This is a genomic window from Simkania sp., from assembly GCF_965215465.1.
GTDB lineage: Bacteria > Chlamydiota > Chlamydiia > Chlamydiales > Simkaniaceae > Simkania.
The window spans coordinates 607,842-632,586 of sequence record NZ_OZ244056.1 but is presented as its reverse complement, the minus strand read 5'-3'; the positions used below and the strand labels follow the sequence as shown (position 1 = coordinate 632,586).

Annotated in this window: 30 protein-coding genes and 2 tRNA genes; 18 read left to right on the top strand and 14 right to left on the bottom strand. The window is 44.1% G+C overall.

All coding sequences use genetic code 11. The annotated features are described in order from the left end of the window. Positions 1 to 36 precede the first annotated feature (36 nt). The 6 genes from ACOOFG_RS02930 to hpf all read right to left on the bottom strand — a co-directional run bounded on the left by ACOOFG_RS02930 (position 37) and on the right by hpf (position 5,746). Positions 37 to 918 carry a hypothetical protein gene (locus tag ACOOFG_RS02930; protein ID WP_420422149.1) on the bottom strand — a complete coding sequence of 294 codons (882 nt, stop codon included), beginning with the start codon at positions 916 to 918 and terminating at the stop codon, positions 37 to 39. Between the two features lie 85 nt (positions 919 to 1,003). Next, on the bottom strand, positions 1,004 to 2,779 hold the full coding sequence (locus tag ACOOFG_RS02925; protein ID WP_420422148.1) for a motility associated factor glycosyltransferase family protein: 1,776 nt from the start codon (positions 2,777 to 2,779) through the stop codon (positions 1,004 to 1,006). Next, positions 2,764 to 3,132, bottom strand: a complete 369-nt coding sequence (locus tag ACOOFG_RS02920; RefSeq protein WP_420422147.1) for a toxin-antitoxin system YwqK family antitoxin — start codon at positions 3,130 to 3,132, stop codon at positions 2,764 to 2,766. The genes ACOOFG_RS02925 and ACOOFG_RS02920 overlap by 16 nt, the downstream gene beginning before the upstream one ends. Then, positions 3,116 to 4,690, bottom strand: coding sequence for a motility associated factor glycosyltransferase family protein (locus ACOOFG_RS02915; protein ID WP_420422146.1), 1,575 nt, complete (start codon positions 4,688 to 4,690; stop codon positions 3,116 to 3,118). The genes ACOOFG_RS02920 and ACOOFG_RS02915 overlap by 17 nt, the downstream gene beginning before the upstream one ends. Next, positions 4,687 to 5,142: a type I restriction enzyme HsdR N-terminal domain-containing protein gene (locus tag ACOOFG_RS02910; RefSeq protein WP_420422145.1), complete on the bottom strand. Its 456-nt coding sequence runs from the start codon at positions 5,140 to 5,142 to the stop codon at positions 4,687 to 4,689. The genes ACOOFG_RS02915 and ACOOFG_RS02910 overlap by 4 nt, the downstream gene beginning before the upstream one ends. Next, the gene (gene hpf, locus ACOOFG_RS02905) at positions 5,120 to 5,746 is read right to left on the bottom strand and encodes a ribosome hibernation-promoting factor, HPF/YfiA family (protein WP_420422144.1); all 627 of its coding nucleotides are present in this window, start codon (positions 5,744 to 5,746) and stop codon (positions 5,120 to 5,122) included. Before hpf ends, ACOOFG_RS02910 begins: the two co-directional genes overlap by 23 nt. A gap of 163 nt (positions 5,747 to 5,909) precedes the next feature. On the opposite strand from hpf, the gene ACOOFG_RS02900 reads away from it, so the two are divergent. The 4 genes from ACOOFG_RS02900 to ACOOFG_RS02885 are packed head-to-tail and all read left to right on the top strand — an operon-like array spanning position 5,910 to position 7,999. After that, the gene (locus ACOOFG_RS02900; protein WP_420422143.1) at positions 5,910 to 6,332 is read left to right on the top strand and encodes a DoxX family protein; all 423 of its coding nucleotides are present in this window, start codon (positions 5,910 to 5,912) and stop codon (positions 6,330 to 6,332) included. Between the two features lie 3 nt (positions 6,333 to 6,335). Then, positions 6,336 to 6,866, top strand: coding sequence for a class I SAM-dependent methyltransferase (locus ACOOFG_RS02895; RefSeq protein WP_420422142.1), 531 nt, complete (start codon positions 6,336 to 6,338; stop codon positions 6,864 to 6,866). Then, complete coding sequence (locus tag ACOOFG_RS02890) at positions 6,863 to 7,384, top strand: class I SAM-dependent methyltransferase (RefSeq protein WP_420422141.1); 522 nt, start codon at positions 6,863 to 6,865, stop codon at positions 7,382 to 7,384. The genes ACOOFG_RS02895 and ACOOFG_RS02890 overlap by 4 nt, the downstream gene beginning before the upstream one ends. Before the next feature lie 21 nt (positions 7,385 to 7,405). Continuing rightward, the gene (locus ACOOFG_RS02885; protein WP_420422140.1) at positions 7,406 to 7,999 is read left to right on the top strand and encodes a class I SAM-dependent methyltransferase; all 594 of its coding nucleotides are present in this window, start codon (positions 7,406 to 7,408) and stop codon (positions 7,997 to 7,999) included. Here ACOOFG_RS02885 and ACOOFG_RS02880 read toward each other — a convergent pair. Continuing rightward, positions 7,965 to 8,038: transfer RNA gene (locus ACOOFG_RS02880), tRNA-Arg, on the bottom strand. The genes ACOOFG_RS02885 and ACOOFG_RS02880 overlap by 35 nt on opposite strands. 35 nt (positions 8,039 to 8,073) lie before the next feature. Here ACOOFG_RS02880 and recO point away from each other — a divergent pair. Together recO and ACOOFG_RS02870 are read left to right on the top strand one after the other, a co-directional pair. Beyond that, positions 8,074 to 8,685 (top strand): DNA repair protein RecO, encoded by a 612-nt coding sequence (recO, locus tag ACOOFG_RS02875; protein WP_420422139.1) that lies wholly within the window; start codon positions 8,074 to 8,076, stop codon positions 8,683 to 8,685. Positions 8,686 to 8,726: 41 nt separating this feature from the next. Next, the gene (locus tag ACOOFG_RS02870) at positions 8,727 to 10,190 is read left to right on the top strand and encodes an NAD-dependent succinate-semialdehyde dehydrogenase (RefSeq protein WP_420422138.1); all 1,464 of its coding nucleotides are present in this window, start codon (positions 8,727 to 8,729) and stop codon (positions 10,188 to 10,190) included. On the opposite strand, the gene ACOOFG_RS02865 is transcribed toward ACOOFG_RS02870, so the two are convergent. After that, the gene (locus ACOOFG_RS02865) at positions 10,187 to 10,489 is read right to left on the bottom strand and encodes a HigA family addiction module antitoxin (RefSeq protein WP_420422137.1); all 303 of its coding nucleotides are present in this window, start codon (positions 10,487 to 10,489) and stop codon (positions 10,187 to 10,189) included. The genes ACOOFG_RS02870 and ACOOFG_RS02865 overlap by 4 nt on opposite strands. A 15-nt stretch (positions 10,490 to 10,504) precedes the next feature. Beyond that, on the bottom strand, positions 10,505 to 10,792 hold the full coding sequence (locus ACOOFG_RS02860) for a type II toxin-antitoxin system RelE/ParE family toxin (protein WP_420422136.1): 288 nt from the start codon (positions 10,790 to 10,792) through the stop codon (positions 10,505 to 10,507). Positions 10,793 to 10,873: 81 nt separating this feature from the next. Here ACOOFG_RS02860 and ACOOFG_RS02855 point away from each other — a divergent pair, with 81 nt between their 5' ends. Then, positions 10,874 to 12,025: a serine/threonine-protein kinase gene (locus ACOOFG_RS02855; protein WP_420422135.1), complete on the top strand. Its 1,152-nt coding sequence runs from the start codon at positions 10,874 to 10,876 to the stop codon at positions 12,023 to 12,025. Positions 12,026 to 12,063: 38 nt separating this feature from the next. Here the strand turns inward: ACOOFG_RS02855 and ACOOFG_RS02850 are convergent. Next, a tRNA-Leu gene (locus ACOOFG_RS02850) sits at positions 12,064 to 12,149 on the bottom strand. A 59-nt stretch (positions 12,150 to 12,208) separates the two neighbouring features. Here ACOOFG_RS02850 and yidD point away from each other — a divergent pair. After that, on the top strand, positions 12,209 to 12,415 hold the full coding sequence (yidD, locus tag ACOOFG_RS02845) for a membrane protein insertion efficiency factor YidD (RefSeq protein WP_420422134.1): 207 nt from the start codon (positions 12,209 to 12,211) through the stop codon (positions 12,413 to 12,415). A gap of 27 nt (positions 12,416 to 12,442) precedes the next feature. Beyond that, positions 12,443 to 13,714, top strand: a complete 1,272-nt coding sequence (locus ACOOFG_RS02840; RefSeq protein ID WP_420422133.1) for an MFS transporter — start codon at positions 12,443 to 12,445, stop codon at positions 13,712 to 13,714. Here ACOOFG_RS02840 and ACOOFG_RS02835 read toward each other — a convergent pair. Then, positions 13,653 to 14,795: a LysM peptidoglycan-binding domain-containing protein gene (locus ACOOFG_RS02835; RefSeq protein WP_420422132.1), complete on the bottom strand. Its 1,143-nt coding sequence runs from the start codon at positions 14,793 to 14,795 to the stop codon at positions 13,653 to 13,655. The genes ACOOFG_RS02840 and ACOOFG_RS02835 overlap by 62 nt on opposite strands. Positions 14,796 to 14,892: 97 nt before the next feature. Here ACOOFG_RS02835 and pheT point away from each other — a divergent pair, with 97 nt between their 5' ends. The 3 genes from pheT to ACOOFG_RS02820 all read left to right on the top strand — a co-directional run bounded on the left by pheT (position 14,893) and on the right by ACOOFG_RS02820 (position 18,832). Continuing rightward, positions 14,893 to 17,283, top strand: coding sequence for a phenylalanine--tRNA ligase subunit beta (pheT, locus tag ACOOFG_RS02830; protein ID WP_420422131.1), 2,391 nt, complete (start codon positions 14,893 to 14,895; stop codon positions 17,281 to 17,283). Positions 17,284 to 17,361: 78 nt separating this feature from the next. After that, positions 17,362 to 18,363 (top strand): toxin-antitoxin system YwqK family antitoxin, encoded by a 1,002-nt coding sequence (locus ACOOFG_RS02825; protein ID WP_420422130.1) that lies wholly within the window; start codon positions 17,362 to 17,364, stop codon positions 18,361 to 18,363. Continuing rightward, positions 18,338 to 18,832 carry a methylated-DNA--[protein]-cysteine S-methyltransferase gene (locus ACOOFG_RS02820; protein ID WP_420422129.1) on the top strand — a complete coding sequence of 165 codons (495 nt, stop codon included), beginning with the start codon at positions 18,338 to 18,340 and terminating at the stop codon, positions 18,830 to 18,832. Before ACOOFG_RS02825 ends, ACOOFG_RS02820 begins: the two co-directional genes overlap by 26 nt. Positions 18,833 to 18,860: 28 nt before the next feature. Here the strand turns inward: ACOOFG_RS02820 and ACOOFG_RS02815 are convergent, their stop codons facing one another. Beyond that, a complete protein-coding gene (locus ACOOFG_RS02815) occupies positions 18,861 to 19,013 on the bottom strand; it encodes a hypothetical protein (protein ID WP_420422128.1) in 153 nt (50 codons plus the stop codon). Positions 19,014 to 19,133: 120 nt separating this feature from the next. Here ACOOFG_RS02815 and ACOOFG_RS02810 point away from each other — a divergent pair, with 120 nt between their 5' ends. Then, positions 19,134 to 19,310, top strand: coding sequence for a hypothetical protein (locus ACOOFG_RS02810; RefSeq protein ID WP_420422127.1), 177 nt, complete (start codon positions 19,134 to 19,136; stop codon positions 19,308 to 19,310). Between the two features lie 176 nt (positions 19,311 to 19,486). Here the strand turns inward: ACOOFG_RS02810 and ACOOFG_RS02805 are convergent, their stop codons facing one another. Together ACOOFG_RS02805 and ACOOFG_RS02800 are read right to left on the bottom strand one after the other, a co-directional pair. Continuing rightward, complete coding sequence (locus ACOOFG_RS02805) at positions 19,487 to 20,434, bottom strand: rhodanese-related sulfurtransferase (protein WP_420422126.1); 948 nt, start codon at positions 20,432 to 20,434, stop codon at positions 19,487 to 19,489. Between the two features lie 32 nt (positions 20,435 to 20,466). Then, positions 20,467 to 20,937 (bottom strand): hypothetical protein, encoded by a 471-nt coding sequence (locus tag ACOOFG_RS02800; protein ID WP_420422125.1) that lies wholly within the window; start codon positions 20,935 to 20,937, stop codon positions 20,467 to 20,469. A gap of 211 nt (positions 20,938 to 21,148) precedes the next feature. Here ACOOFG_RS02800 and rpsD point away from each other — a divergent pair, with 211 nt between their 5' ends. The 5 genes from rpsD (at position 21,149) to ACOOFG_RS02775 (ending at position 24,679) form a co-directional block, all read left to right on the top strand. Then, the gene (gene rpsD, locus ACOOFG_RS02795) at positions 21,149 to 21,769 is read left to right on the top strand and encodes a 30S ribosomal protein S4 (protein WP_420422124.1); all 621 of its coding nucleotides are present in this window, start codon (positions 21,149 to 21,151) and stop codon (positions 21,767 to 21,769) included. Between the two features lie 79 nt (positions 21,770 to 21,848). After that, entirely contained in the window at positions 21,849 to 22,709 is an 861-nt protein-coding gene (locus ACOOFG_RS02790) for a deoxyribonuclease IV (RefSeq protein WP_420422123.1), read from the top strand. Further along, complete coding sequence (asnS, locus tag ACOOFG_RS02785) at positions 22,654 to 24,093, top strand: asparagine--tRNA ligase (RefSeq protein WP_420422122.1); 1,440 nt, start codon at positions 22,654 to 22,656, stop codon at positions 24,091 to 24,093. The genes ACOOFG_RS02790 and asnS overlap by 56 nt, the downstream gene beginning before the upstream one ends. 14 nt (positions 24,094 to 24,107) lie before the next feature. After that, complete coding sequence (locus ACOOFG_RS02780; protein WP_420422121.1) at positions 24,108 to 24,335, top strand: hypothetical protein; 228 nt, start codon at positions 24,108 to 24,110, stop codon at positions 24,333 to 24,335. Between the two features lie 2 nt (positions 24,336 to 24,337). After that, positions 24,338 to 24,679 carry a tRNA-binding protein gene (locus ACOOFG_RS02775; protein ID WP_420422120.1) on the top strand — a complete coding sequence of 114 codons (342 nt, stop codon included), beginning with the start codon at positions 24,338 to 24,340 and terminating at the stop codon, positions 24,677 to 24,679. Positions 24,680 to 24,745: the final 66 nt, after the last annotated feature.

The following is a 24,745-nucleotide window of genomic DNA, read 5'->3' as shown; positions in this document are numbered from 1 at the left end:
GCCTAAATCTCTGACTGTAAAAGCAAAAAAACACTGTTACCTGGACTTCAATTGTGCAAAAAACTCATTACCATGCTCACTGTTAATACCTGGGTAAAGGTAGACTTTTTGATCACTAGATTGCTGCCGTAGATCCCATAGTGAGCGTATCGTGTCAGGATAAGAAACATTTCTAAAAGCAGATGGAATCGCTTGAAGAAGTAAAGCGAGATAACGATCGACTTGAGAAGGTAGCACTGAAAAGAAAGGCTGCAAATCAAAAGGGCTGAACCTTTCTACAAATACCCTGATTTTTACATCCGTTTTGTTTTCGCAATGAGCGGCTTTAACAATTACAACTTGACGTCCTTTAAAAACTCCCTGATTGATCGGGGCTAAGTCACTCAGCGAAAGACCGTTTAACTCTTCGACAAGCGTTTTAGACTCGTCAAATTCGATTTTAGGGATTTTTTTAAATTTTTCTTCTCCACCAGCAATTTGATGAAAAGCTTGAATAAGAGGATCTTCTGATTTGTAGAGATGAGTATAAGCTGTCCAAAGCCCAAAAATTCCATAGGCTACAGCTGTGATAGAAGTGTACTGAGGGATAAGTTTGAGGGGGGTTACAAAAGTTAGTGCACCTATGCCACCTGCTATCAGACCTCCAGGAGTATACTTCATTTCATAAATCATTGAACGCAGGGCCATCACTGTAAGAGAAACACTAGAACTTAATGCCACCGAACCAATCGCAAATTTATGGCCCGTCATTAAGAGAACACTTGCTGTTAATGCATAGACTGTTCGTAGTAAAACTGTTTCTTTAGGGAGAAGTGTTGAAATTGTTGTTCCCTCTATGAAAGGACAGGATGACTTTTCAACATTTGGATAATAAGTCGCAAACTTATCTGCAGCTCCAAAATAAAGTGGACTAGACATGATTTAGAAACCCTCGATTTTTTTGCAGCTAAGCATATATGAATTAGACATTTATAACAAGTTTTTTAGTATCTGTCTAAATTGCTCAAAAACCGGGCGTAGACTCTAAATAATACACAATGAGATCGTTAAAGCTTTTCCACTTGGAATGAAGCCAATGCCACTTTTGATCGTGAGTGGCTTCCCCGATTGAAAATCGATGAAGTCGATTATAGGTTTTCTGAAAAGTCAAGGCCGGCTGCTGCAGACAAAGAGAAAAAGCAAGCTGCTCCTCGAGTTCCATTTGATAAAAGACCATTCTTCCCGTTTCGGGATCTTTGTCTCGCCCTTGAATCCGTTTCAATTCTTCTAATGCTTCAAAAACAATGTCTTGTGCATCTAACAAAGACTCTCTGACCTTTTCTAAAGGATTGGACTTTGAAAATGAAAAGCGTGTTGTTTCAATGAGCTGATGAATTTTTCCTCGCAAGTCGTAGCTTTGAGGAAAACTTTGCTCTGCAAGAGGCTGGTAGGAAAGATCAGGAAATCCAATGCCACCTGAAGTACAATTGAGATAATTTGTTTGGGGATTCTTTTTGGCAAAATTGCCAATGGCCTCTGACTCCATCACCCATTTGACAAGGGTATGAACTGGCTTCCCATTCCTGTCTTTCCGCTTCAGTAATCTTTCAGGAGCGCGCATGTCTTGATCGCGGTGTTCTAGCGACACTTTTGACTCGTTGACAATCCCCGCGGCATACAGCGAATCACCGGTAAAAGCGAGATCAACCCCCACTAAAATGATGGGACCACAGCCCATGGTCGTCGCAAGCTCTAAGCAAGTTGTCGTTACAGAAAGGGCTTCGATGTCAAACCCACCTTTGAGTGGCAAGGGCTCAATGCCGAGCTCCTCTTCCCACCACTTTTCAAGAGGTCCGCCTGTCATGGCATGAACATAGCCATGAGGACCATTGAAGGTGTTGAAAACCTCAGGGTGGAGCCGGTTGGTATAGAGGAGGGGAACTTCAAAGGCAAGACTCTTTCGAAACCGATGCACTTCTTCAAAGTTGGGATCAATTGCCACGCCAAAATGTGGCAGAATCCCTGCTTGAGAAAGACCCGTGATTGCTGATCCCCCTGCAAAAATCAGCGCCTGATCTTCCAACTTTCGCAAGTGCTCGAGTTCATCTTGTAAAGAAGGTCCTGCGCCACAAATGATTGCAGGTGTTCCTTTAAAAGCGTTTTGCATCTTATTGGCATAAAAAGCCTGATCAATTCTTGCAAAGTTAGCAAGAACATTTTTAGACAGGACATGATAAAACATCTCGTCCATGTGGATCGCATGGTGAACAGTTGTCCGCCTCATCAAATGGAGCCGCATTAAGCTGATCCGACGCGGATGCTCCTTTTGATACGACTCTAGAGCAATAAACTCGGCTTTTTCATAAGGAAATTCATTGGCGCGTTCTTCTAAAAAGGGCTTCCAGTTTTTAGGTTCTAACAAGAAACGAAAGTGAACCTGAGGATGTTTCATGAGAGACTCAGCTTGCTCTGTCTCTAAGAACAAGCGAAGGACTTCAATGTCATGTTCGAGAAAGACAAGGTCTCGCTTCACATCTTGAGCAAGCCAATCAAGTAGAGGTGCTCCGTAGTGACCAAGCCCCATGCCATAAATGTAGAGCACTTCGATTTCATCTAAGCGGAGTTTGCCGAGCTTTTCAGCAATCTCTTCTTCGCGACCTTCTTCGCGATACAAAGTCGAGCCATTGCGCGTCGCGTTTTTGCCCCCCTCACAAAAAACCCAAGGCTCATCTTGCATGATGCTCAGTAAAAAGCTGAGTTGCGGAAACCGCCCTTCTAAAAGACTTAAGCCATTAGGCATGTTTCTTTCCCCTTGACTAACTCGCACGTTCTCTTTTCTTTGCCATCTGGCCAAAAGAGGCGTGCCGTGCCATGCAGTTTTCCTCTGACGTAATGCAGCTCGGTTTTGAGAGCTCCATTTGGATAGTAATACTCTTGTTTTCCGTGAAATGCCCCCTCTTTGTAACGCTCAATCGAGACGAGGTCTCCTTGAAGGTCCCATTTTTTTGCTTCACCTTCCCTCTTTCCATGTAAAAAATGCGTTTCCGAAAGGACGAGCCCTTCCTGGCTAAAGAAGCGGGAAAGTCCATGAAGCTCTCCATCCTGATAATTGCAATCAGAAAGAAGAGTGCCGTCGTCATAATATTCTTGCATACTGCTCACACAAATCGCGGTAAAAGAGGGTTTGTTGCAACCTTTTTTCTAACTCTATAGCCTGCATTTGTGACACCACTTCTTCGTTTTGTATAAAGGGTTGCCACATCTTCCAGCAGGGAAGAAGTAACAGCTCGTAAAAAACTTCTTCTGAAAGCTCTTGATCGAGTAATGCATAATCAGCGCGCTCTCCCGTGACGTTTTTCTGAATTGCCTCAAGCAGCTTGTTACAAATTTGAGAGCATTTTTCCACACTCTTTTTAAGCTGATCTAGGTGTGTGGCAAATGCTATAGGTGTTTGCGATTTGGAAGCTTCTTGCCAAAGCGCTTTTGCATCAACTTTCTTTGTCAGGTAAAGGTTTTTTACTTCTTGCAAGGAAAGATCTTCTATTCCTGACATCGAAAGCCCACCTTCCGTTGCATTGAGAAAAAGGGTTTGGGGATGGTCAGTTGCAAATTTCTCCAAATAGCGCCGTCCGAGAATAAAGTCCCGACGCGACTGTGCAGCTTCTCCAAATCGATCTTCAACAATTAAAGGATCGTTGCGCCGCTGTTCTTCTACGCCATCATAATAGAGAGTTTCACCTCGACGGCATCCATCCATTCCAACAAAAATGATGGGTGAACAACCCAAAAGCGTTGCAACATGAGCTAAAAAAGTCCCAACATGTGTTCCCGCATCAAAGGGTGGGATATTAGGCATAAGCCATTGTTCTAATGGAAAGCCCCCACTTCCACCCAAACAAATGAGTGGACCTTTGACCTTATCCAATAGTCCCTGGGCAACTTGATTTTGATAGAAAAATGGAAGATCGGTGGGTTCATAGCGCTCGAGAGGAGGATCTGGATCAATACTCGCACCAAAATGAAGAGGAACACCTTGTTTTTTAAGCAATGTTAATGCCGTTCCCCCTGCAAAAATCAATGCTGAGTCTCCAAGAGTTTTCAAAACATCGCAATTCTTCTCAAGAGAGGGGCCTGCCCCACAAATGATCGCAGGAGTGTTTTCAAATTCCCCTCTAAAATTCTCGCCTAAATACGCCTCTTTTTTGAGATTAGCAAAGACATTTGTCATTTGAGGCACCCCATAATCGCGGTACCAACACATCATCATTTCACATTGCAGATGCAAGTCCGAAAAGTGGGTGAGAAACTGATTATTTTTCCAGGGCATGATCAAGCATTCATAGGGGCGAAAAAGATACTTTTGAATCACTTTCTCTAGAGCCCTTGCATCGGAATCGATAAGGGCAATCAATTGAACTTGCGGATCGAGTAGCACCCTTTCTGTTTCAACTTGATTGAGAAAGTAACCAAACCGTTCCTGCTCATCTTCAATAAAAATAAGACGTCTTGCAGGGTTTTCGCGGAGCCATTTTTTAAGGGCATCATAACAAGACCCCAATCCATAAACATAGAGGATTTCAGTTTTAGCGTCTGGCTGGAGCATGGCTTTCTGGGAGGTCCCTTCAACAGGTTTGAGCAGTCTAAGCTTGAGAGCAAGCAGAGGATTTTGCTTTTCTAGGAGCTGAAGATTCTTTTCGTAGGATCCTGTCATTTTTTGCACGCTGCGATGAGTTCCTGATAAGAGGGTATAAAGTCACGATACCGAGTTTCTCCATTTTCTTCCCAGCTAAAGCTGAGTTCTCGGTCATTGACGAGGACGACGAAGGGAGCTTTAACGTAGCTATTGTACCCCCAAACTTGTGAAAGCATTTTTTCTTGCAAGGGTACCGCTTTGCATTCGATTAAAAGAAGGGGAAATGCAAGCTGGGGAGCAAAACAAAGAAGATCCAACCTTCTTTCGGGAAGTCTTAGCTTTCTCTCCGCCAGATGTGGCAGCTCAGAGAGTCTTTTTTCAACGGCGATCACTTCCTGAGGAAATTGGCACTTTTCGATCAAATGCGCAATGCATTTTTGACGCACAATCTCTTCCGGCGAGGCAATGAGCCATTTTTGACGAATCGGATCGAAAATTTCTCGCCGTTTACTCAGGGGCGATGATTCCATAACTTCCATCGCGACGGCGATAGATCACTTTCAAGTTCTGCTCTTCTTCAGAACGATAAACCATGAAATGGTCATCAGAAAGCTCCATCTTCATCACTGCTTCATCTAACGTTAGATGCTTCAGAGAGCGCCTTTTCTTTTTGATCACAGTTGGCAGAGAATACTGCTCTTCCAACTTCTGATTGTTGGCATCGGCAATTTCTTCATTGATCTGCTCAACTTCATCTCTTCCATGCTCAAGAACATTGATTTCCATTTCAGTCACAGAAACACCTCTGGCATGGTGATCTTGAATACGGCTTTTCCACTTAAGCAGTTTAGTATGTAAACGTTCAAAAGCCTTGTCGATTGCCGAATACATGTTTTCAGTAATGGCACCGACTTTCACTTTGAAGTGGGAAAACTTGAGAATGATATCAACGGTATGGTTCAACTTTTGGACATCAAGTCGAACATCGACTTCGATAATGTGGTTAGTAATTTTTTCGATTTTCGAGATTTTCTCTTCGATATAGTCTCGGATAGGCTTGGTGATTTCAATATTTTTTCCTACCACAGAGACGGTGTATTCGCCTTCATCGAAAGTCTTAGGAGTTTGGGCCATTGTGGAACCTCTTTTCTACTAGTTCTGCTATTAGCCTCATAGTCTAACTCGTTGGGAATTTTTTTTTAAACCCAAATGACGACTGATAGGTTTTAACTAGACATTTTCACACAAGGGGACTAATGAGAAAGAGTAGGCAAGTGTATCTGAAGGAGGCCTCACTATGAAACACCTTTTTTTTATTCGTCTAATTGCCGGACTTGTTTTCCTAGTCTTTGGTATTCTTCATTTTATTAGCCCCGAAAACTTTAAGCACATTCTCCAAGCAAGCAACCTCCCTCTCGTCCAGTTCAATCTCATTTTCGTCCCTCTTGTTGAAGTTGTCGTTGGCGCATTGCTGATTCTTGGACTTCTGACGCGCTTAACGGCGATCATCGGATGCATCACCATGGCTATTGCCTTCTACGCAACAATGACCATCATGCACCTCGATCCTAGCCAGCTTCCAGATGGGATGACAGAAAAACCTTTTTCACCGCCTCTTTTTGTCCCAATTATCGTTTTTCTCATGTGTCTTTATGTCTTTATCTTGGGTGCTGGAGCTTGGAGCATCGATCGTCAAAGCAAAAAAAAGAAAACATCCTAACTTATGATCCATCGATCTGTTTCCCTGAAACTCATAACTCTAGACCAAGGCATTCAAGTCAAAAAACTTGCTGAAATTGGCGTTTGGCAAGGTCGATCTTCCTATTTTTTTGCTGAATTTTTCCCTGAAGCTCACCTCTACCTCATCGACCCTTGGAAGTTCTCTAAGCAATATCTCGAAAAAGGTCTGGGGCCAGCCCTTTCTCAAAAAGACTTTGATTGGGCCCTGCAAAACGTGCAAAGGCTCTTCCAAAACAACCCTCAAGTTTCCATTTTACAAAAAACGTCTCATGAAGCTTTAGATCTTGTACCGAGTGATTTAGATCTTGTCTTTATCGATGGTGATCACAGTTATGAAGCTGTCAAACACGATATCCTGAATTGGAAAAAAAAGGTCCGACCTGGAGGGATTCTAGCAGGCCATGACTATAGCTCCGACTTTCCTAGTGTCGTTCAAGCTGTTCACGACTGCTTGAAGGATCAGTTTCAATTGGCAGAAGATAATGTTTGGTTTACCAAAATAGAGGCATCATGAATCGCGCAGACTATCTCAAACTTCTCACCTTTCTTCACCAAGTTAACGTTAAAACTCTTGTAGAAATTGGAGTTTGGACAGGTCTCAATGCCCTTGAGCTACGCCAACTTTTCCCTAAAGCTCACCTTTATTTGATCGACTCTTGGGAACTTACACCTCACTATCTCGAGGCCGGAGCTCCTCCTGACTTTGATCCCCACCTGTATGAGCAGGCATATGAAAGCACTAAATGGCTGTTTCGTCACGATCCGAATGTTACTATTTTGAAAAAAAATTCGACGGCTGCCTTAAACGACGTCCCAGACCACTTAGATCTCGTCTTTATTGATGGAGATCACTCCTATCACGCTGTGAAAGACGATATTCAAAACTGGAGGCAAAAAGTCAGACAGGGAGGCCTCCTCACAGGTCACGACTACCATCCTAACTTTCCCGGTGTGATTCAAGCTGTTCAAGAATGCTTTCCAAGCGGTTTTGATTTAGGCGACGATGATGTTTGGTCTACCATCAAAACCTGATGATCCTTTAAAATAATCCTCATGGATTGGAACGACGTTCACAGGCTCATCAAACGCAAGCACCGCGCATGCTATTTGAAACTCCTGTCATATTTTCACCAAATTGAGATCAAATCGGTTGTCGAGATTGGAGTGTTTCGAGGAAAAAATGCAGAGGTGCTAAGAGAGATGTTTCCAGAGGCTCATCTCTATCTGATCGACCCTTGGAAACCCACCCGAGAGTACCTCCAAAGTGGCAGCGCTGTTTCCGAGGATCTCGCCATTTATGAAAAAGCTTTCCGTCGCGTGGAAAAACTTTATGGTAACGACCCTCAAGTGACAATCCTAAAAAAATGCTCCCACGAAGCATTCCACGACGTGCCTGATCAAGTTGATCTCGTTTTTATAGATGCGAATCACGCTTACCCTGTTGTAAAACAAGACATTCTTCTTTGGGACCATAAAGTGCGTCCTGGAGGCATTCTTTCGGGACATAATTATGGAAGGCTGCGACTTCCTGGAGTGAAACAAGCTGTAGATGAAATTTTTGGAGACCAGTTTTTCCTTGGCCAAGATGAAGTCTGGGCGCATTTGAAAAATGCGCACCGGAGAGGACTCGAACCTCTAACCACCTGATCCGAAGTCAGGTACTCTATCCAATTGAGCTACCGGTGCTCAAAGAGTAAAAAAATAGCATAATCGGACAATTGATGAAAGAAAACAAATCAGAAGGAATCGTTTTAAAGTCCTTTGCTTACAAAGAGACTGAGCGCATTCTCCATCTCTTTACTCCTGACCAAGGCATCATTCACCTGATTATCAAGCATCTTTCCCCTAAAAAACCCCAACGCGTCAACCTCTCCACCCCCCTTTGCCGTGGCCAATACGTCTACCGCAAAGGAAAGTCCGACCTCTATACTTTCATTGATGGCTCGATTTTGAATCTGCACCTGCCCTTGCGCCAGTCTCTCGAGCAACTTACCCTTGGTGGGAAAATGCTCCAAGCGATTCACGACACCCAGCTGCCTGAAAAACCTGCACCCAAACTCTACGAACTGCTAGTTGCTTACCTCAAAAAGCTTCCTTTAGCCCCTGAAACTCTTTGGGCCAGCTTCCAACTCAAGTTACTCAAGCACGAAGGGCTCATTTCTTTTTCCAAACCGCACATCAAATCTGCTCAAGGCATTCACACCTTGACCGAAGATGAATGGAACCACTTTCTTCTCCTTTCTGAGGGAAGGGATTTTTCCACTTTAACTGCCTTCACACCTCCTGACTCTCTCAAAAAAAGTATTCACAACATTTTCTCTTCTTTCATTTAACTTTAGCCTTAACTATTAGTAGGGTTAACAAAGGAGATGAAATGCTCAAACTCAAAGACCCTTCACTACTACGTACAGACAGTTACATTAATGGCAAATGGGTCAAAGGAAAAAGTTCCTTTGCCGTTAGGAACCCTCATGACGGAAAAACCGTCGCTGAAGTCACCGAAGTTGGACAAGCCGAAGCAAAAAACGCCATCGACTCCGCACAAACTGCCTTTGAAGAGTGGAAAAAACTCACTCCTAAGCAAAGGGGTGACTACCTCAAAAAATGGGAAGAGCTCATTTACGAAAACTGGGATGACCTCAGTACCATCTTGACCTATGAAGCGGGAAAACCTTTTGAACAATCAACCCACGAACTCATGGGCGCTACTGGATTTCTCAACTGGTATGCACAAGAAGCTCAACGCCTCCATGGATATACTCTACAATCTCCTGACCCGAACAGACGCTTCATGATTTTGCGCCAACCACTCGGAGTTGTTGGAGTCATTTCCCCATGGAATTTTCCCTCCGTTCTCGTCATTCAAAAATGTGCCCCAGCTTTGGCTGCAGGATGTACCGTTGTGCTCAAGCCTGCAGAAGATACCCCCCTCTCAGCTCTCGTCCAAGCCGAACTTGCCCATCGCGCTGGGATTCCTCCTGGAGTTTTTAACGTTCTCGCTTGTGGTGACCCAACTGAAGTCGGTCATGAAATGACCTCAAACCCCCTCGTTCGTAAGCTCACTTTTACCGGTTCAACTGAAGTTGGGAAAAAACTTGCCACAGCCTCAGGCAACACCATCAAAAACCTTTGTATGGAACTGGGTGGTAACTGCCCTGCCATCATTTTTGATGACGCAGATTTAGAAAAAGCTGTCCCCTCCACTTTTTGGTTCAAGTTTTACAATGCCGGTCAATGCTGCAACGATATCAATCGGATTTTTATTCATGAACGTCTCTATGATCAGTATGTCGAACGGTTTCAAAAAATGATCGATGAATTCCTCAAGGTGGGTCCTGGCATGGACGAAACGACTAACATTGGCCCTCTCATCAATGAACAAGGCGTTGCCAAAGTTGAAGAGCTTGTCGACGATGCACTGAGTAAAGGTGCAACTGCCCTCCGGGGTGGCTGCCGAGCATCGATAGGTCCTCTCTTTTATGAACCTACGCTTCTCATAGACGTCGATCCCAAAATGCGCATGTATCAAGAAGAAGTCTTTGGTCCCGTCGCAAGTTGCTACCGCTTCAAAGACGAAGACGAAGTGGTTCGCATGGCAAACGACACCCACTATGGACTCGCAGCTTATCTCTATACCGAAAACATTGGGCGCAGCTGGCGCGTTGCCGAAGCCCTCGAAGCTGGATCTGTAGGAGTCAACACACACGATGTCGTTTCAGAACTCTTACCTTTTGGTGGCTGGAAGCAATCGGGAATTGGGCGAGAAAACTCCGCAGTGGAAAGCCTCAACGCCTACTGCGAAACTAAATCACTCGTGATTTCCGGGATTCAAAGCTAAGAAAACATTTTACGTTTTCTTTTTTTCAAAAGAGAGGGAATCCTTTTGGATAGTGGTGCCTTCCAAAGATCCACAGCCATTTGAGCATTTAACCAAAAATCTGGTGTTGTTTCAAAGCACTCAGCAAATTTGAGAGCCATTTCAGGTGTGACCCGTGACTTCTCGTTGACAATGCGATTGATCACCTTCACATCACATCCAATATGACGAGCAAGCCCACTTTGAGAAATCCCTAATGGGGCTAAAAATTCTTCATCCAGAATCTCTCCTGGAGTTGTTGGCTTTCTCTTTCGTTTCACTTAAATCACCCTCGATTAATGATAATCAATAATTTCAACATCATATGGCTCTATGTCCCACCGAAAAATGCTCCTCCATTGATCATTTATTCGAATACTGAAAAAACCTTTGAGCTGTCCCCTTAAAGCTTCAAGATGATTGCTAGGAGGACTTTTTAGATCCTTTAAACTCTTAGCATAATCCAGCATGTCTAACTTTCGTCTGGCAATTTTTTTTCTTGAAGACCACTTACACTTTTTTGATACAATTCCTTTGAAGAAAAAGCACTCTGTTTCACGATTCCTAAAACTTCGAATTGCCATTTATTATTCCAATTTAGCTTTCAAGATTTTTATTTACGTTTCTTGTGTTCAAAATTTTTCTCACATGCTAAACTATTTGGCATGTCGATACTGCTAGGCCCATTTTACTCTCTATATGAGTGGTTTTATCCTATTGCCCAGACGGAGACGGGTACTGAGGCAACTCCACCAGCACGTCATTTAGAACCCGATGATGAATTTGTGATTATTCCTAAACTGGACCTAACAGAGCGTGAAAGATCTGTTATCAGTTCCCAGTTAGTTTGCCCTGATGAGATCCAGTTTGTGAAACTGCTGAGCAGTTCCTTTCGTGATCTGACACTAAAAAATGAGCTTGGAAGCGGTCAGACTTCTAAAGTTTGGCTCGTGACTTACCTCAACAACCGCGATGAACACATTGATAAAGCTCTTCGCATTAGCCGCACAGACTCTCTACCTCCAGAACATATCAGACGGTGCTATGAGTGGAACGAAGATCATATGGGGTATGAGTGGAACGCTCTACTCGACTACGATAGCCCTAACGTTCTGAAAACTGAAAAAGTGATAGCCTGGAATGAAGCAAGGAATGGATTTAGTGTATTATCTATGTTAGACGTCATGGCCCTTTTCCATGACCGTACAAGGCTTAGAGGAACAAAGTACACTTTATATGCGACGTTAAGCGAATACTTACCTCGCGTCGAAACGCTACAAGACCGAATTAAGAGTAATCCCCACTTTACTCTTGCTGAAATCCAATCGCTCGCTCGGCAAATTTTTCGAGGGCTTGTTGCTATTCAACGCGTTCATCCTAATCTCATGCACCGAGACATTAAACCAGCCAATATGCTTCTCTGCGATGGGATTTTAAAAATCTGTGACTTCGGCTATTCAAAGATCGTGGACCTCTCACAATCGATTGTTGGCTCTCCCCTTTATATGGCACCAGAAATCTTTATAGGCGAAACATACAATAATAAGGCTGATATTTATTCGGTTTTTGCCATTCTCTTTCAGATGGCGACCCAAAGCGTTCCCTCAGCGGCCCAAAATCAGTATGAGTTGTTTAGAGAAATTGAATTACGTTTAGCTGAGAATAAAGAAATCAGCGCAGATCCGAGTTTAGATAAACTCGATCCTGACTTAAAAGATTTAATTGCACGCACTGGGAAACTTAATCCAAATGATCGTCCCTCTGCTGCTGAAGCCTTGAATCATCCATTTTTTACACGCGTATTCCCCGAAGAATAAAAAACCCAAGTTAGATCAACTTGGGTTAAAAAAAATCTTGCGAAAGGGGGGACTTGAACCCCCAAGCGATATTACTCGCACTACCACCTCAAGGTAGCGTGTCTGCCAATTCCACCACTTCCGCAAAAGTGAAGAAGAAAGTATAATACCGAATATCCCACTAACGAAGCAAGGAAATTTAGTGTGAAGATCCTCTTCATTGGCCTCGTTCGCCTCTACCAGCTCATGATTAGCCCGTTCGTTGGCAACTGCTGCCGGTTCCATCCTTCCTGCTCCGAATACAGCATTTTGGCCTTCAAAAAATACGGCGTCTTTAAAGGACTTTTCCTGACAATCAAGCGTATTTGCAAGTGTCACCCCTGGCATCCCGGCGGCGTTGATTTTCCCTAAAACATTTTTTCAAGTATAGAAAACCGTATGAAACGGTTTGTCCATTTGAGCTCAATTGCTCCTTGTCTTTTACCGATCATTATCGACTCCTTAGGGTTTGGCCTCGTTTACCCTATATTGACGGCTATTTTTAATTCGCCTATCGGCGCGCAATTGGTGGGCTCTACATCCGAACAACTCAACGCCTTTTACTTGGGTTTAGCCTACATGCTTTTCCCCTTTTGCATGCTCTTTGGAGCTTCCTTTTTTGGAGATCTCTCTGACAATTTAGGGCGCAAAAAGGTCATTGGTCTTTGTATGACAGGAATGGTTGTGAGTTTTCTTCTCATGGCACTCGGAATTTCGATCCTCAGCCTATCTCTATTCCTGATAGGTCGAGGATTGACAGGCCTCATGGCTGGGAGTCAACCTATCGCTCAAGCTGCAATTGCAGACCTTTCTACCCCAAAAAACAAAGCGTTCAACATGAGCATCATGACATTCACTATTGCTCTTGGAATTGTCATTGGCCCTCTCATTGGTGGTTTTTTCTCTGATCCAAACGTCATAGAAGGTTTTGGGTTTTGGACTCCATTTGTCGTAGCAGCACTTCTATCTTTGATTGCCTTTATTTGGATTCTCTTTGGATTCAAAGAGACCTTTGAAGTGAAAGAAAAAAAGAAGCTTCATCCCTTGCGTCCAATTCTCATTTTCAAAGAGGGTTTTGCAAAAAAAACTGTTCGTTATCTTATTTTGCTCTTTTCATGCAACCAAGTTGGTTTCGGCATTTTCTTTCAAACAATTCTGATCCAAATTAACCAAGACTTTCAATACAGCCGCTTCCTGCTCGGTGTTTTCAATGGTTGGATTGGACTCGGGTTTGCAATTGGACTTATTCTTCTCATTCCTTACTCCCTCAAGAGGTGGAAAGTGGAAACTGTGGGAGTGCTCAGCTTAGTTGCAACGGGCATCTTTGAAGTTCTTTCAGGTGTCAATGATAATGCGCCCCTCACATGGGCTTTAGCCCTCCCCGTTGCTATGGCAGATATCGTCGCCTACACAATGATCATGACTGTTTTCTCAAACGCAGCAGACAAAAGCTCTCAAGGATGGATCATGGGAATCTTTGGAGCAGTGGTGGCGATTTCCTTCGCCTTAGCTGGTTTTTCAACCAATCTTCTCGGGTTAACTGGCACTCATGGACTGATTGTTATAGGAGGAGTATTGCAACTGCTCAGTGGTTTCCTACTTTGGCACTTTATTCGCAAGCATCCCGATTACGCTGCGCATGGGGAATCTGAAGCCTCTGCCCTGGAGTAAGGACATCTGATTGCAATTGATTTGCTTGGCGAATTTTTTCCATGGATACATCGAAATGACGTGACACCCCCCAAAGCGAATCCCCTTTTTGTACGACATACTCTTGAGAAGAAACCCTGACTTCTTTTCCCCATGATTGAATGCGTGCTTTTGCAAGCTCATGTATCTGATCGCTACGCGCTGATGTTGCCACGCGGTTCAAAAAGAGCTCAGCCTCGGCTGTCTGTTGATCTAACAGTTCCATAAAACTCTCGAGTTTTTCATCACTGTAGCTCAAGTAGGGGTGATCGGGATCGAGTGCTACAAGTAAATAAGCAGCAAGCTTTGAGTTTTCAAAACCAGATAAAAATTGGCCGAGATTTGGGATTTCTCCTGTGGGATGTAAGACTGTTTCCAAGGCAGCTTGCTCTAAAAGTTTCCAATTTCCTTCTAGAAGAAGAGAAAGCAAAGTTTCTCGGGTAAAGACAAAAGGTAAACGACTAAAGGCCCGCTCAATGGCAAAAAACTCTTTAGAAAGAAAAAACGCCTCTTGAAGAGATGGAGGAATATTTTCCCGTCTGTGCTTCATCTCTTCATAAAGCCCTTCTGAAGTTAAAGGCCACATTTCTGCTCGGGCAAAATAATCAATCACCTGAAACCTCTCCTCATCCAAACCCGGAAAAAGTTCGATGCTTTTTTCTGGTTTCGAATAGGAAAAGGCCCGTTTTTGAAATTCCATTCCTGGAAGAGCTCTCTGCAAATCGAAATGGTGGTAAGCCACAAGACAAGAAAGAGCAAGATCTCTTTTTCGATACCCCTGCTCGAGCACATCTTCATTTCTTAGCAATCGAATCAACTGGGCAAAAGAGAGTTTTTCAAATTCTTTTAAGACGGCAGCATTTGATTGGGAAAGGGATGCGCGTTTCCCTACCATTTTCGAAGCTGTCTTCGTCTGAAGTAGAGTTTCAACTTTTTTTTCCTTAATGATGAAGGTGATGAATGTCGCTAGTAGCCCTAGATTGAGAGCTACGCTGATAATGAGCGCATGGACAAGTGGGCGAGACCGTTTTGAAACGTGTCCTTCAAACGAGGCATCATGCATCAATTTATTCCTTCAAAAAATGGGCAGGATATCAAAAACTGTTTCCAATAGCTAGAAAATCTGCTAAAATCTTCGGTAAAAACTTTAAAGAGAAACAATGTTAGTTCCCCTATCCTGGTTACAAGATTATATCCCCTTATCGCTCTCTCCTGATGAGCTTGCAGAAATCCTCACGTTAGCTGGGCTCGAAGTCGACAAAGTCGAGCAAACGACCTTTTCATTTAGTAACGTTGTCGTCGGAGAAGTCTTAGAAGTAGCGTCCCATCCCAGCGCAGACAAACTCAAAGTCGCTCAAGTTTCCGATGGAACAGAGACCTTTCAAGTCGTGTGTGGCGATCCCAACTGCCAAGCTGGCATGCGCACAGCGTTTGTAAAACTGGGCGCGCACCTAACAGATGAAGAGGGGAAAACATTTAAAATTAAAAAAGCAAAGCTTCTCGACGTCGAATCATTTGGGATGCTCTGCACCGAAAAAGAGCTCGGCCTGTCTGATCATCACGAAATGATTATGCAGCTTCCAGAAGATGCACCACTAGGAACTGATTTAAGTGAAATTTTCGGCGACACCATTATTGAAGTTTCGCTAACTCCCAACTTAGGACATTGCATGAGTATGCTAGGCGTTGCCCGCGACTTAGCAGCAATGATCGATTCGAAAGCAGACCGCCCCTCATTCAAACTTGAAGAAAATTCAAATGAAAAAACGTCTGATGCTATCTCTGTTGAAATCAAAGATCCCGAAGCTTGCCCCCGCTACAGCTGTCGTTTGATCCGGAATGTGAAAATTGGCCCTTCTCCTCTTTGGCTTAAGAAACGCCTTGAAGCAGCGGGAGTCCGAAGCATCAACAACATTGTCGATGTCACGAATTACGTCATGCTGGGCTGTGGTCAGCCCATGCACGCCTTCGACTACGAAAAAATCGGCGGACAAAAAATTTCAGTCCAGCTCACGGAAACTGAAACGACTTTAAAAACCCTCGATGGCGAAAAGCGGAAGATTCCCGAGGGAATGCTCATGATCTACGATCAAACGAAACCAATTGCCGTTGCTGGCGTCATGGGAGGAGCAGAATCAGAAGTGCAAGATCACACGCGCCACATTCTCTTAGAAGCTGCTGATTTCAACTCATCAGTTGTTCGCCGTGGAAGCAAAGGGCTCAACTTGCGAAGTGAATCCTCTAGCCGTTTTGAACGAGGAATTGATCACGAGGGTGTCACCAAAGCTCTTGATCAAGCCGCCTATCTCATCCAAAAAGTTGCTGGAGGAGAAATTGCAGAAGGAATGATCGATGTCGCTCCCAAACAAAGGAAAGAAAAGAAAATCAAATGCCGCACCAAGCGCGCAAACGAAATTTTAGGAACCACTCTTAGCTACGGTGAAATCGAATCCTTCCTTCATCGTCTTGAAATGGACGTCGACACAAGCGATGAAGAAACTCTCGAAGTGACCGTCCCTTCTTATCGAAATGACATCCACCAAGAAATCGATCTTATCGAAGAAATTGCTCGGATCTACGGGTACAACAACATCGACAAAGGAGAAGGCCGCGTCATCAACTCGCCCATCCCACACACTCCGATGTATCTCGTCGAGCAAAAAATGCGCACCCTTCTCTTACGTGAAGGATTGCAAGAGTTTTTAACATGCGATCTGATCAGCCCCAAACTTTCCGAGCTCTGCTTAGAAAAGGGATCCTCAGATTTAGAAGCAACTGAAGTTTTACAGCCAAGCTCTGTCGACCAGTCTATTTTGCGCACTTCTCTCTTGCCAGGTCTATTACAAGCAGTCAAACACAACTTCGACCGGCAAACACATGACATCTCATCCTTCGAAATTGGACGTGTCCATTTTAAACTCAAAGAGCAATTTCACGAGCGCACCTCAGCAGCCATCGTGATGACAGGAAAACGTAGCCCTCACCATTTTGAAGGAAAAGGAGCCGATGTCGACTTCTTCGACCTCAAAGGGATTTTGGAAAACGTACTCGCAGGATTTGGAGTTCCGATGCCAACCTTCACACCTTCACACCTCAAGAGTTTCCATCCCGGAAAGCAAGCAGCGCTTCACGTGGGCTCAGTGCGTGTTGGAGTCTGTGGCGAAGTCCATCCCGAACGACTAGAAGCCCTTGATATGGATAAACCCACTTTGTTTGCCCAGCTCGACTTGCACGATCTTTTTGAGTTGCAAGGTGGCTTCACTCAAATGACACCTCTTCCGCAATTTCCAGGCTCGGATCGTGACCTGACCCTCACTATTAAAAAAGAGGTCCCGATGGAGATGGTGATGAACCTCCTGCGCGAGTTTAAGTCGAAACTCCTAAAAGACTTCTTTCTCCTAGACCTCTATGAAAGTGACAAAATTGGAGCTGATTACAAAAACATCACCCTCCGCTTCACTTATCGGGATGATAAAAAAACCGTCGAGCAAGCTCAGGTCGAAAAGGAGCATGCGCGCTTAGTCGCCACCCTCAAGAACCTTGAGGCTTAACTTTTCGGTTTATCTTCATTTCCCGAAATGCTAAGATGTAAAAATCGAATCATAACTAATGAGGTCTGAGGTCAAACTATGAAAAGGTTAATCCCATATTTCCTCCCAGTGCTCGCTCTCTTCACGGTGGGATGTCATAACTCAAATCAAGACAAGGACGAACAGGTCGTCTCAAAACGCTATATCCATAAATACGGCTACGATGTTTCAAAAGAAGAGTGGGAAACAGCAACTTATCCTGGACAAGTCATCACGACTATGCGTAATGGGATCACTGTCACCGCTTCTTATGAAGATGGAATGCTCCATGGGCCAACGACCTACACTTACCCTCATTCTAACTCAACCGAATCACTCAATATCTACGAGCGCGGCAACCTCGTGAAAAAGACCTCCTACACCTTGAGAGGAATCCCCTTCAAGGAAGAAGTCTTCATGTCCCCTTCTCACAACAAAGTGACGAAATGGTACGCTGTGGGCACGCCGCTTAGTGTTGAGGAATACCACAACAGTGAGCTCCTAGAAGGAGAGTACTACAACAAGAACAACGAAGTCGTAGAACGTGTTAGAAAAGGATCTGGAACTCGTATCACTCGCGATCAACACGAAAAGGTCATCGCCAAGGAAACCGTCGAAAACGGGTACCCCATCTTACGTGAAACTTTCCACCCGCATGGAGTGCCTCATACAATCGTCTCACTTTCAGGCGGAAAAATCCACGGTGAGAAAAAAGTTTATGCACCATCAGGTGAGCCGATCTCTAGTGAAAACTATCGGCATAACGTCCTGCACGGTCCTGCAACTTACTTCCAAAACGGTTACCGTTACCTTGAAGTCAACTACCGCAACGGCATGAAAAACGGCACTGAGCGCCACTTTGTCGACGGAGAAACCATCGTCGAAGAAACCCAGTGGTGTGATGGACTCAAACACGGCACTTCCATTGTCTACTTTGATGGCATGTCGAAAACACGTTACTTCTATAACAATGCTCTTGTCTCTAAAGATCGCTATCGCGAACTGATTGAGCAAGAAGAAAACATTGCAATTATGAATGATCGAGCAAGACGACTCGACTAATCTTCTATTGGATGCCTCTATTGAGGCATCCAACCCTTCATTCGGGGTTTCCTTTTACCTCAACGAAGGTAACATCTCCCACATTGCCCTCTTTGAATCTCCTACCTTCTCCTGCAATATTTACGGGAAGTCTCCTCTAAAAACCCAAATTCTCGATTGGATCCAAGCTTACCTCAAAAAGCAAGAGCCACCGCCGCTTCCTCTCGATCTCTCTAACCTTTCAACTTTTACACGGAAAGGGCTCCGAGCGATCCAAAAGATCTCCTTTGGATCTACTGCATCCTATCAAGATGTGGCACGCAGTGTCGGCGACTCCAATGCTGCCCGCGCGATCGGCAATGTCTGTAACCGAAACCCCTTCCCTCTCGTGATTCCCTGTCACCGGGTCATCAGTGCAAACAAAACTATCGGTGGTTTCGCTTACTCTCTGGAATTAAAAATGAATCTCTTACAGTTTGAACAAACCTAAAAACTTGAGTTTAGGCTAAGATCCTGCCTCACAAGTCTTCAGAAAAGATCGTCTCCATGTCTTCCCCTTCCTCAATAGGATCGGATTTAGGCTGAACGGCTTCCGATCCTTCTCCAATGAAAAGCCAAGAAGCGCTCATGAGACGCAATAAACTGGTGATACCTTGTTGCATATCTTTCACTTAACACATCCCCTTTTTCCAGACATATTGAAGTGAAAAAAAACTCATTTTTTTTCGAGGTTTGGCACATTTTCCGCATATGAATAAGTGAAAACATCTCATTAACTTGAGAGGGGGAACATGGACCAAGACAAACTGTTAAAGAAGATTGCGAAGCTCGAGTCCTTATGCGATCAGCTTCAGTCTGAAATGAACTACCTCGATCAGCTGCTCGTGGAAGTAGGCTTTGAAGAAGGACTTAAGACCTTGAAGGCCGCTGCGATCGAATTGATCGATAAGAAAAAACAAACCGATTAGATAGTGTCGTCACAAGATGGGCAATAAAGGAGCGGCTCATGGAAGAAAAGTGCAAGGCGACTGATACAGGAAGCCCAAATCGGGCTTTCGAAGGAAAGCAACGACGAAATTTTCTCCAGGAGTCGTTTAAGGATTGACCAACTTGTGACGACACTATCTAAGGAGTAAAACTAAATCTAGCTGGGATATTTTTGCTTTTCTTCAAAGGGGAGCTTGCGGAACGGTTTGGGCTTCTCTTGAGGTGTCGCCTCTCGACGACGAGGAGCATCCATACACTGAGAAGAGCAACACCCTAGGAACTTTTTGCTGCATTCGATGCAACACAAAAAGAGTGCATTACAATCCATATTGGCACAATTGTAACAAGAATCGGTCTTGGTCTGACAGTGACGACACTCACCAATGGTCTCATTTGGTTCATCTGCAATGGGAACCACGAGCCGATCATCAAATACGAAAAGATTTCCCTTCCAGTGGTCATTTCCGACCTCCTGACCATATTTGATCACTCCGCCTTCTAGCTGATAAACCTCATCAAATCCTTCCTCTTTCATCAAGCACGAATACAGCTCACACCGAATTCCTCCAGTGCAATACATGAGCACACGGGTCTTTTTGGGATCGAACTTCTTTTTCAGCTGTTTTACAGAGTCTGGAAACTCACGAAACGTCTTAAAATCAGGTTTTTCAGCACCTTCAAAGTGACCAACTTCCCATTCATACCCATTGCGCACATCGAGAACGACGGTATTTTCGTCCTGCTCATCGAGCATTTTCTTCCACTCGGCAGCTGTTGTATGCTTGCCACCTTTGGAATAGTCCACTTTTTGATCAAGCGCCACCAATTGTTCACGGTATTTTACAGTCTTTTTAGGGAATGCATGTTCATGATGATGGTGGATTTTGATATCGGTATCATTGAACCGTTCATCTCCTAGAAACCAATCGAAAAAGGCACTAGAATCCGACACAGCAACGCTCATTTGCGCATTGATTCCTTCTTCATTGATATAAATCCGTCCCAACACGTCGTGCGCGTCGAAAAACTTCTTAAACTCCTTCACGAGTGCGTGCGGGTCATCAAGAGGCTTAATGAGATAAAATGCGAGTACAAGATAATCCATGGAAAGCAGATTATCTCAGTTGCAAAAATAAATCAAGCTAGGGCTGCTTGCTTACGATCGATGTCTGCAAGGCGTCCTTTAAGCGTTTCAATCTCACTCTCAAGCAATCGCACCTTATTGTGCGGCGTCATAAGATTATCGTGCCTAGGATCGACTCCGAGACCTTCCTCAAGACACTTCTCAAGCTCTTTAAGTCGAATAGTAAGATGCTCTTTCTGAGCTGCATAGAATTTGTTTTGAACATCGAGCTGCCGCTCAGGGTCCATATACTCAAGTCGAGCCCGAATGATCTGAAATGATTCGTTACACTTCGTTGTGAGATTTTTGACATCTTCTTCGCTCAGGTTGGACTGCTTTGAAAGGCGATGAAACCGTTTAAGTAATTGATTTTCAATATCTTGATATTCAGAAAATAGCTTCATATCAAGAAAATTTCTTCTCATCAAATCACGGGCTATGACCCTTGTTTCAAAAGCTAAGGCTTCCCAAGATATTTTACTCATGTCAATTTGATCCTCACTTACTTGTATGCCTGGCTCCCCAACCTGATTATAGCATATTTTCAAATAAATAATCAAATCTATATAATCCTGATTATCAAAGGCTTATATATTTTTCGCTCTTTCCCACTGCAGGAAATTCCCCTTGTCCAAAATTCCCTGGATGAATTACGATGGTTTGTTTCACAATTGGCCTGAGTTATAAGGAGAAAGAATGTCACGCTATACTGGCCCCAAAAACCGCATTGCAAGACGCTTTGGAGTAAACATTTTTGGACGCTTACGCAACCCACTCTTGCACAAGCCTAATCCTCCTGGAGTTCATGGAGCAAAACGACGCAAAAAGTCGGACTACGGTGTTCAGCTAGAAGAAAAGCAAAAGCTCAAAGCCGTTTACGGAATGCTTACTGATAAACAGCTTCTTCGTTACTACCACGAATCTGTTCAGAAACAAGGCAACACCGCTCACCTTCTTCTCGAGCGTCTCGAGTGTCGTTTAGACAACATCGTTTACAAGCTTAAACTCGCTTCAACAATCTTCCAAGCCCACCAACTAGTGGCGCATGGACATGTTTTAGTTGATGGCAAAAAAGTCGATGTCCGCTCTTTCCTAGTGAAACCAGGAATGACCATTTCGATTAAAGAAAAGTCACAAAACATGAAAGTCGTTAAAGATGCTGTGGCAAACACTTCTCGTGAAGTTCCTGAGTATCTTTCACTAGATGAGAAAAAAATGTCTGGGCAACTTCTCTCAGTTCCTCAAGTCGAACAGATTGTGCTTCCCTTGCCAATCAACATCGCCCTTGTTTGCGAATTCTTAGCCCACACTCACTAATCTACTGAAGCTACAGAAAGCATGCTTGCTTTCTGTAGCCCGTTTGAGTTAATCTCATGCGAAAAAACAGCTTAAATTCATGATGCCTGCGAATCAATTGCTCATTGGCGCCCATACTTCGATTAGTGGAGGGGTTCATCAAGCCCTCCTAAGAGGAGAGCAAATCGGGGCCACAACCATTCAAATTTTCACAGCGAACCAAAAACAATGGGTCGGACGCCCCATCCCCGAAGAAGAAATTGCTAGATGGCATGAAACGCTCGATTCTCTCAATATTCAAAAGGTAATGAGCCATGACAGCTATCTCATCAATCTCGGATCGCCCAAAGAAGACAACTTAGCCAAAAGCTTAAAAGCCTTTGAAGCAGAAATCAAACGATGCTTAGATTTGAAGCTGAGCTTTCTCAATTTTCATCCCGGTGCTGCAACTGGAGATACAGAAGAAAACTGCCTCAATCGCATTGTCGAAAGCCTACTTAAGATGGAGCCTCTACTTGATCAAAGCTCTGATCTCACTTTGCTGATCGAAGCCACCGCAGGTCAAGGCACCTCCGTCGGCCACCAATTTCAACACCTCGCACACATCATTCAAGGTGTCAAAGACAAGCTCCCAATTGGTGTATGCATTGACACCTGTCACATTTTCTGTGCGGGGTACGATATCCGCAATCAAGAGGCCTGGGAAAAGACCTTAGCAGAGTTTGACCAAGTGGTCGGTCTCGAATATTTGCAGGCCATCCATGTCAACGACTCCAAACATCCTGAAGGATCGCGGAAGGATCGACATGAATCGCTTGGAAAAGGTGAAATTGGTGCCGAAGGATTTCGGGCCATGATGCAACATCCTAAATTACGTGAAATCCCTAAATACTTGGAAACGCCCCATGGAGACACAATGTGGAAAGACGAAATCGCCCTGCTTAGAGAGTTTGCAGGATAAAACCAAAATCAAGGCGATTTTAGAAGCTGAAGAATCTACAATTCTTGGAAAAAACGTCACTGTCTGTGGCTGGGTTCGCACAGTGCGCGACCAAAAGTCTTTTGCCTTCATCGAAATCAGTGATGGCTCATGTTTTTCAACCATCCAAGCTGTTGCTGATGCCAAGCTTCCCGACTATGAAAAAACAATTGCAGAGCTTTCAACAGGAGCTGCACTAGCAATCAGTGGTGAAGTTGTCAAAAGTCCCGGAAATAAGCAGAAGTATGAAATCCAAGTCAGTGGGATTCAAATTTTCGGCGTTTGCCCCAATGATTACCCTCTCCAGAAAAAACGTCATTCTTTTGATTTCCTCCGAACAATCGCCCATCTCCGACCTAGGACGAACACGCAAGGAGCCGTTGCCCGCGTGCGCAGCCGTCTTGCCTATGCGACTCACCGATTTTTTCAAGAGCGTGGCTTTGTTTATCTCCAGTCCCCTATCATCACTGCTTCAGACTGCGAAGGAGCAGGAGAACTCTTTCAAATCACCACACTCAACTTAGACAATCCTCCTCGTGACAAAGATAAGATCGATTACAAAAAAGACTTCTTTTCCAAACCCGCTTTTTTAACTGTTTCTGGTCAGCTCAATGCAGAAGCTTATGCAACAGCACTCTCTGATGTTTATACCTTCGGCCCAACATTTCGAGCTGAAAACTCGCACACTTCACGCCACCTGGCTGAGTTTTGGATGATCGAGCCTGAAATGGCTTTTGCCGATTTAAATGTTGTTGCTAACCTTGCGGAAGACTATCTCAAATGCTTGATCGAAGAAGCTCTAAGTTGTGATCAAGACATGCAATTCTTCAATCAATTTATCGATAAGGGAATCATTGAACGTTTGCAACACGTCCATGACTCACCTTTTGTTCGCATGACTTACACCGAAGCTGTCGACATTTTGAAAAAATCAAACAAACCGTTTGAATACCCTGTTGAATGGGGCTCTGATTTGCAGTCAGAACATGAGCGCTACATTGCCGAAGAGCATTGCAAAAAACCGGTCATTCTGACCGACTACCCCAAAGAGATCAAAGCCTTTTACATGCGCGATAATGACGATGGTAAAACCGTTGCTGCCCTTGATGTTCTCGTGCCCAAGATTGGTGAGATCATTGGCGGAAGTCAAAGAGAAGAGCGGCATGACATTTTGACAAAAAAAATCGAAGCGATTGGTCTCACCCCCGAAGATTACGCTTGGTATCTCGACCTCCGCAAATATGGAACTGTTCCTCACGGTGGATTTGGGTTAGGTTTTGAACGGCTTGTTCAATTTGTCACCGGAATCGAAAACATCCGCGATGCCATCGCGTTTCCCCGCGTTCCTGGGCAATGTGAATTTTAAACCAAAGGAAAGACGTGTCATTTCCAGATCGCAAACGCATAGAAGCCGCAAACCTTGAATCATGGGCAGGTCCGCAAAAATTGTACGTCCCATCCCCTACTCAAGAAAAACTTCCCGCCATTGATGAAGTTGATGAAGAGGAATATCATGCGACAACCCCACCTCAATCTAAAACGACAACCCCAAGTACTCAAAAAAAACTGCCTGCTCCGAAAATCGATCAACTCCACGATAAGGTTTAACCATGCAGCCGGAGATTTCTTTTGAAGAGTTTGCAAAAGTCGAACTCCGCTCAGGAACAATTATCAAAGCTGAGCCATTTCCAAAAGCGCGCAAGCCCGCTTACAAAATTTGGGTCGACTTCGGCTTGGAAATTGGAACAAAGCAAACTTCCGCTCAAGTTACAATCAACTACACTCCAGAAAGTTTAGTTGGCAAACGTATCATTGGTTGTGTCAATCTCGGGACGAAAAATATTGCCGGATTTACATCAGAGTTTCTACTCGTTGGGTTTGAAGATGAAGCAGGAGCGATCTCTCTTGCAACCTTTGATTCAACTGTCCCAAATGGCAAGAAGTTGCATTAACACTTGCTAGAAAAACTTCAGAGGTCTATAAAAGAAAATCATAACCTCCCGGTTAGTAGACTTTCT

Coding starts and splice junctions, on each gene's coding strand:
- ACOOFG_RS02930 (WP_420422149.1), bottom strand. CDS start 918: ATGTCTAGTCCACTTTATTTTGGAGCTGCAGATAAGTTTGCGACTTAT.
- ACOOFG_RS02925 (WP_420422148.1), bottom strand. CDS start 2,779: ATGCCTAATGGCTTAAGTCTTTTAGAAGGGCGGTTTCCGCAACTCAGC.
- ACOOFG_RS02920 (WP_420422147.1), bottom strand. CDS start 3,132: ATGCAAGAATATTATGACGACGGCACTCTTCTTTCTGATTGCAATTAT.
- ACOOFG_RS02915 (WP_420422146.1), bottom strand. CDS start 4,690: ATGACAGGATCCTACGAAAAGAATCTTCAGCTCCTAGAAAAGCAAAAT.
- ACOOFG_RS02910 (WP_420422145.1), bottom strand. CDS start 5,142: ATGGAATCATCGCCCCTGAGTAAACGGCGAGAAATTTTCGATCCGATT.
- hpf (WP_420422144.1), bottom strand. CDS start 5,746: ATGGCCCAAACTCCTAAGACTTTCGATGAAGGCGAATACACCGTCTCT.
- ACOOFG_RS02900 (WP_420422143.1), top strand. CDS start 5,910: ATGAAACACCTTTTTTTTATTCGTCTAATTGCCGGACTTGTTTTCCTA.
- ACOOFG_RS02895 (WP_420422142.1), top strand. CDS start 6,336: ATGATCCATCGATCTGTTTCCCTGAAACTCATAACTCTAGACCAAGGC.
- ACOOFG_RS02890 (WP_420422141.1), top strand. CDS start 6,863: ATGAATCGCGCAGACTATCTCAAACTTCTCACCTTTCTTCACCAAGTT.
- ACOOFG_RS02885 (WP_420422140.1), top strand. CDS start 7,406: ATGGATTGGAACGACGTTCACAGGCTCATCAAACGCAAGCACCGCGCA.
- recO (WP_420422139.1), top strand. CDS start 8,074: ATGAAAGAAAACAAATCAGAAGGAATCGTTTTAAAGTCCTTTGCTTAC.
- ACOOFG_RS02870 (WP_420422138.1), top strand. CDS start 8,727: ATGCTCAAACTCAAAGACCCTTCACTACTACGTACAGACAGTTACATT.
- ACOOFG_RS02860 (WP_420422136.1), bottom strand. CDS start 10,792: ATGGCAATTCGAAGTTTTAGGAATCGTGAAACAGAGTGCTTTTTCTTC.
- ACOOFG_RS02855 (WP_420422135.1), top strand. CDS start 10,874: ATGTCGATACTGCTAGGCCCATTTTACTCTCTATATGAGTGGTTTTAT.
- ACOOFG_RS02840 (WP_420422133.1), top strand. CDS start 12,443: ATGAAACGGTTTGTCCATTTGAGCTCAATTGCTCCTTGTCTTTTACCG.
- ACOOFG_RS02835 (WP_420422132.1), bottom strand. CDS start 14,795: ATGCATGATGCCTCGTTTGAAGGACACGTTTCAAAACGGTCTCGCCCA.
- pheT (WP_420422131.1), top strand. CDS start 14,893: ATGTTAGTTCCCCTATCCTGGTTACAAGATTATATCCCCTTATCGCTC.
- ACOOFG_RS02825 (WP_420422130.1), top strand. CDS start 17,362: ATGAAAAGGTTAATCCCATATTTCCTCCCAGTGCTCGCTCTCTTCACG.
- ACOOFG_RS02820 (WP_420422129.1), top strand. CDS start 18,338: ATGATCGAGCAAGACGACTCGACTAATCTTCTATTGGATGCCTCTATT.
- ACOOFG_RS02810 (WP_420422127.1), top strand. CDS start 19,134: ATGGACCAAGACAAACTGTTAAAGAAGATTGCGAAGCTCGAGTCCTTA.
- ACOOFG_RS02805 (WP_420422126.1), bottom strand. CDS start 20,434: ATGGATTATCTTGTACTCGCATTTTATCTCATTAAGCCTCTTGATGAC.
- ACOOFG_RS02800 (WP_420422125.1), bottom strand. CDS start 20,937: ATGAGTAAAATATCTTGGGAAGCCTTAGCTTTTGAAACAAGGGTCATA.
- rpsD (WP_420422124.1), top strand. CDS start 21,149: ATGTCACGCTATACTGGCCCCAAAAACCGCATTGCAAGACGCTTTGGA.
- ACOOFG_RS02790 (WP_420422123.1), top strand. CDS start 21,849: ATGATGCCTGCGAATCAATTGCTCATTGGCGCCCATACTTCGATTAGT.
- asnS (WP_420422122.1), top strand. CDS start 22,654: ATGGAGACACAATGTGGAAAGACGAAATCGCCCTGCTTAGAGAGTTTG.
- ACOOFG_RS02775 (WP_420422120.1), top strand. CDS start 24,338: ATGCAGCCGGAGATTTCTTTTGAAGAGTTTGCAAAAGTCGAACTCCGC.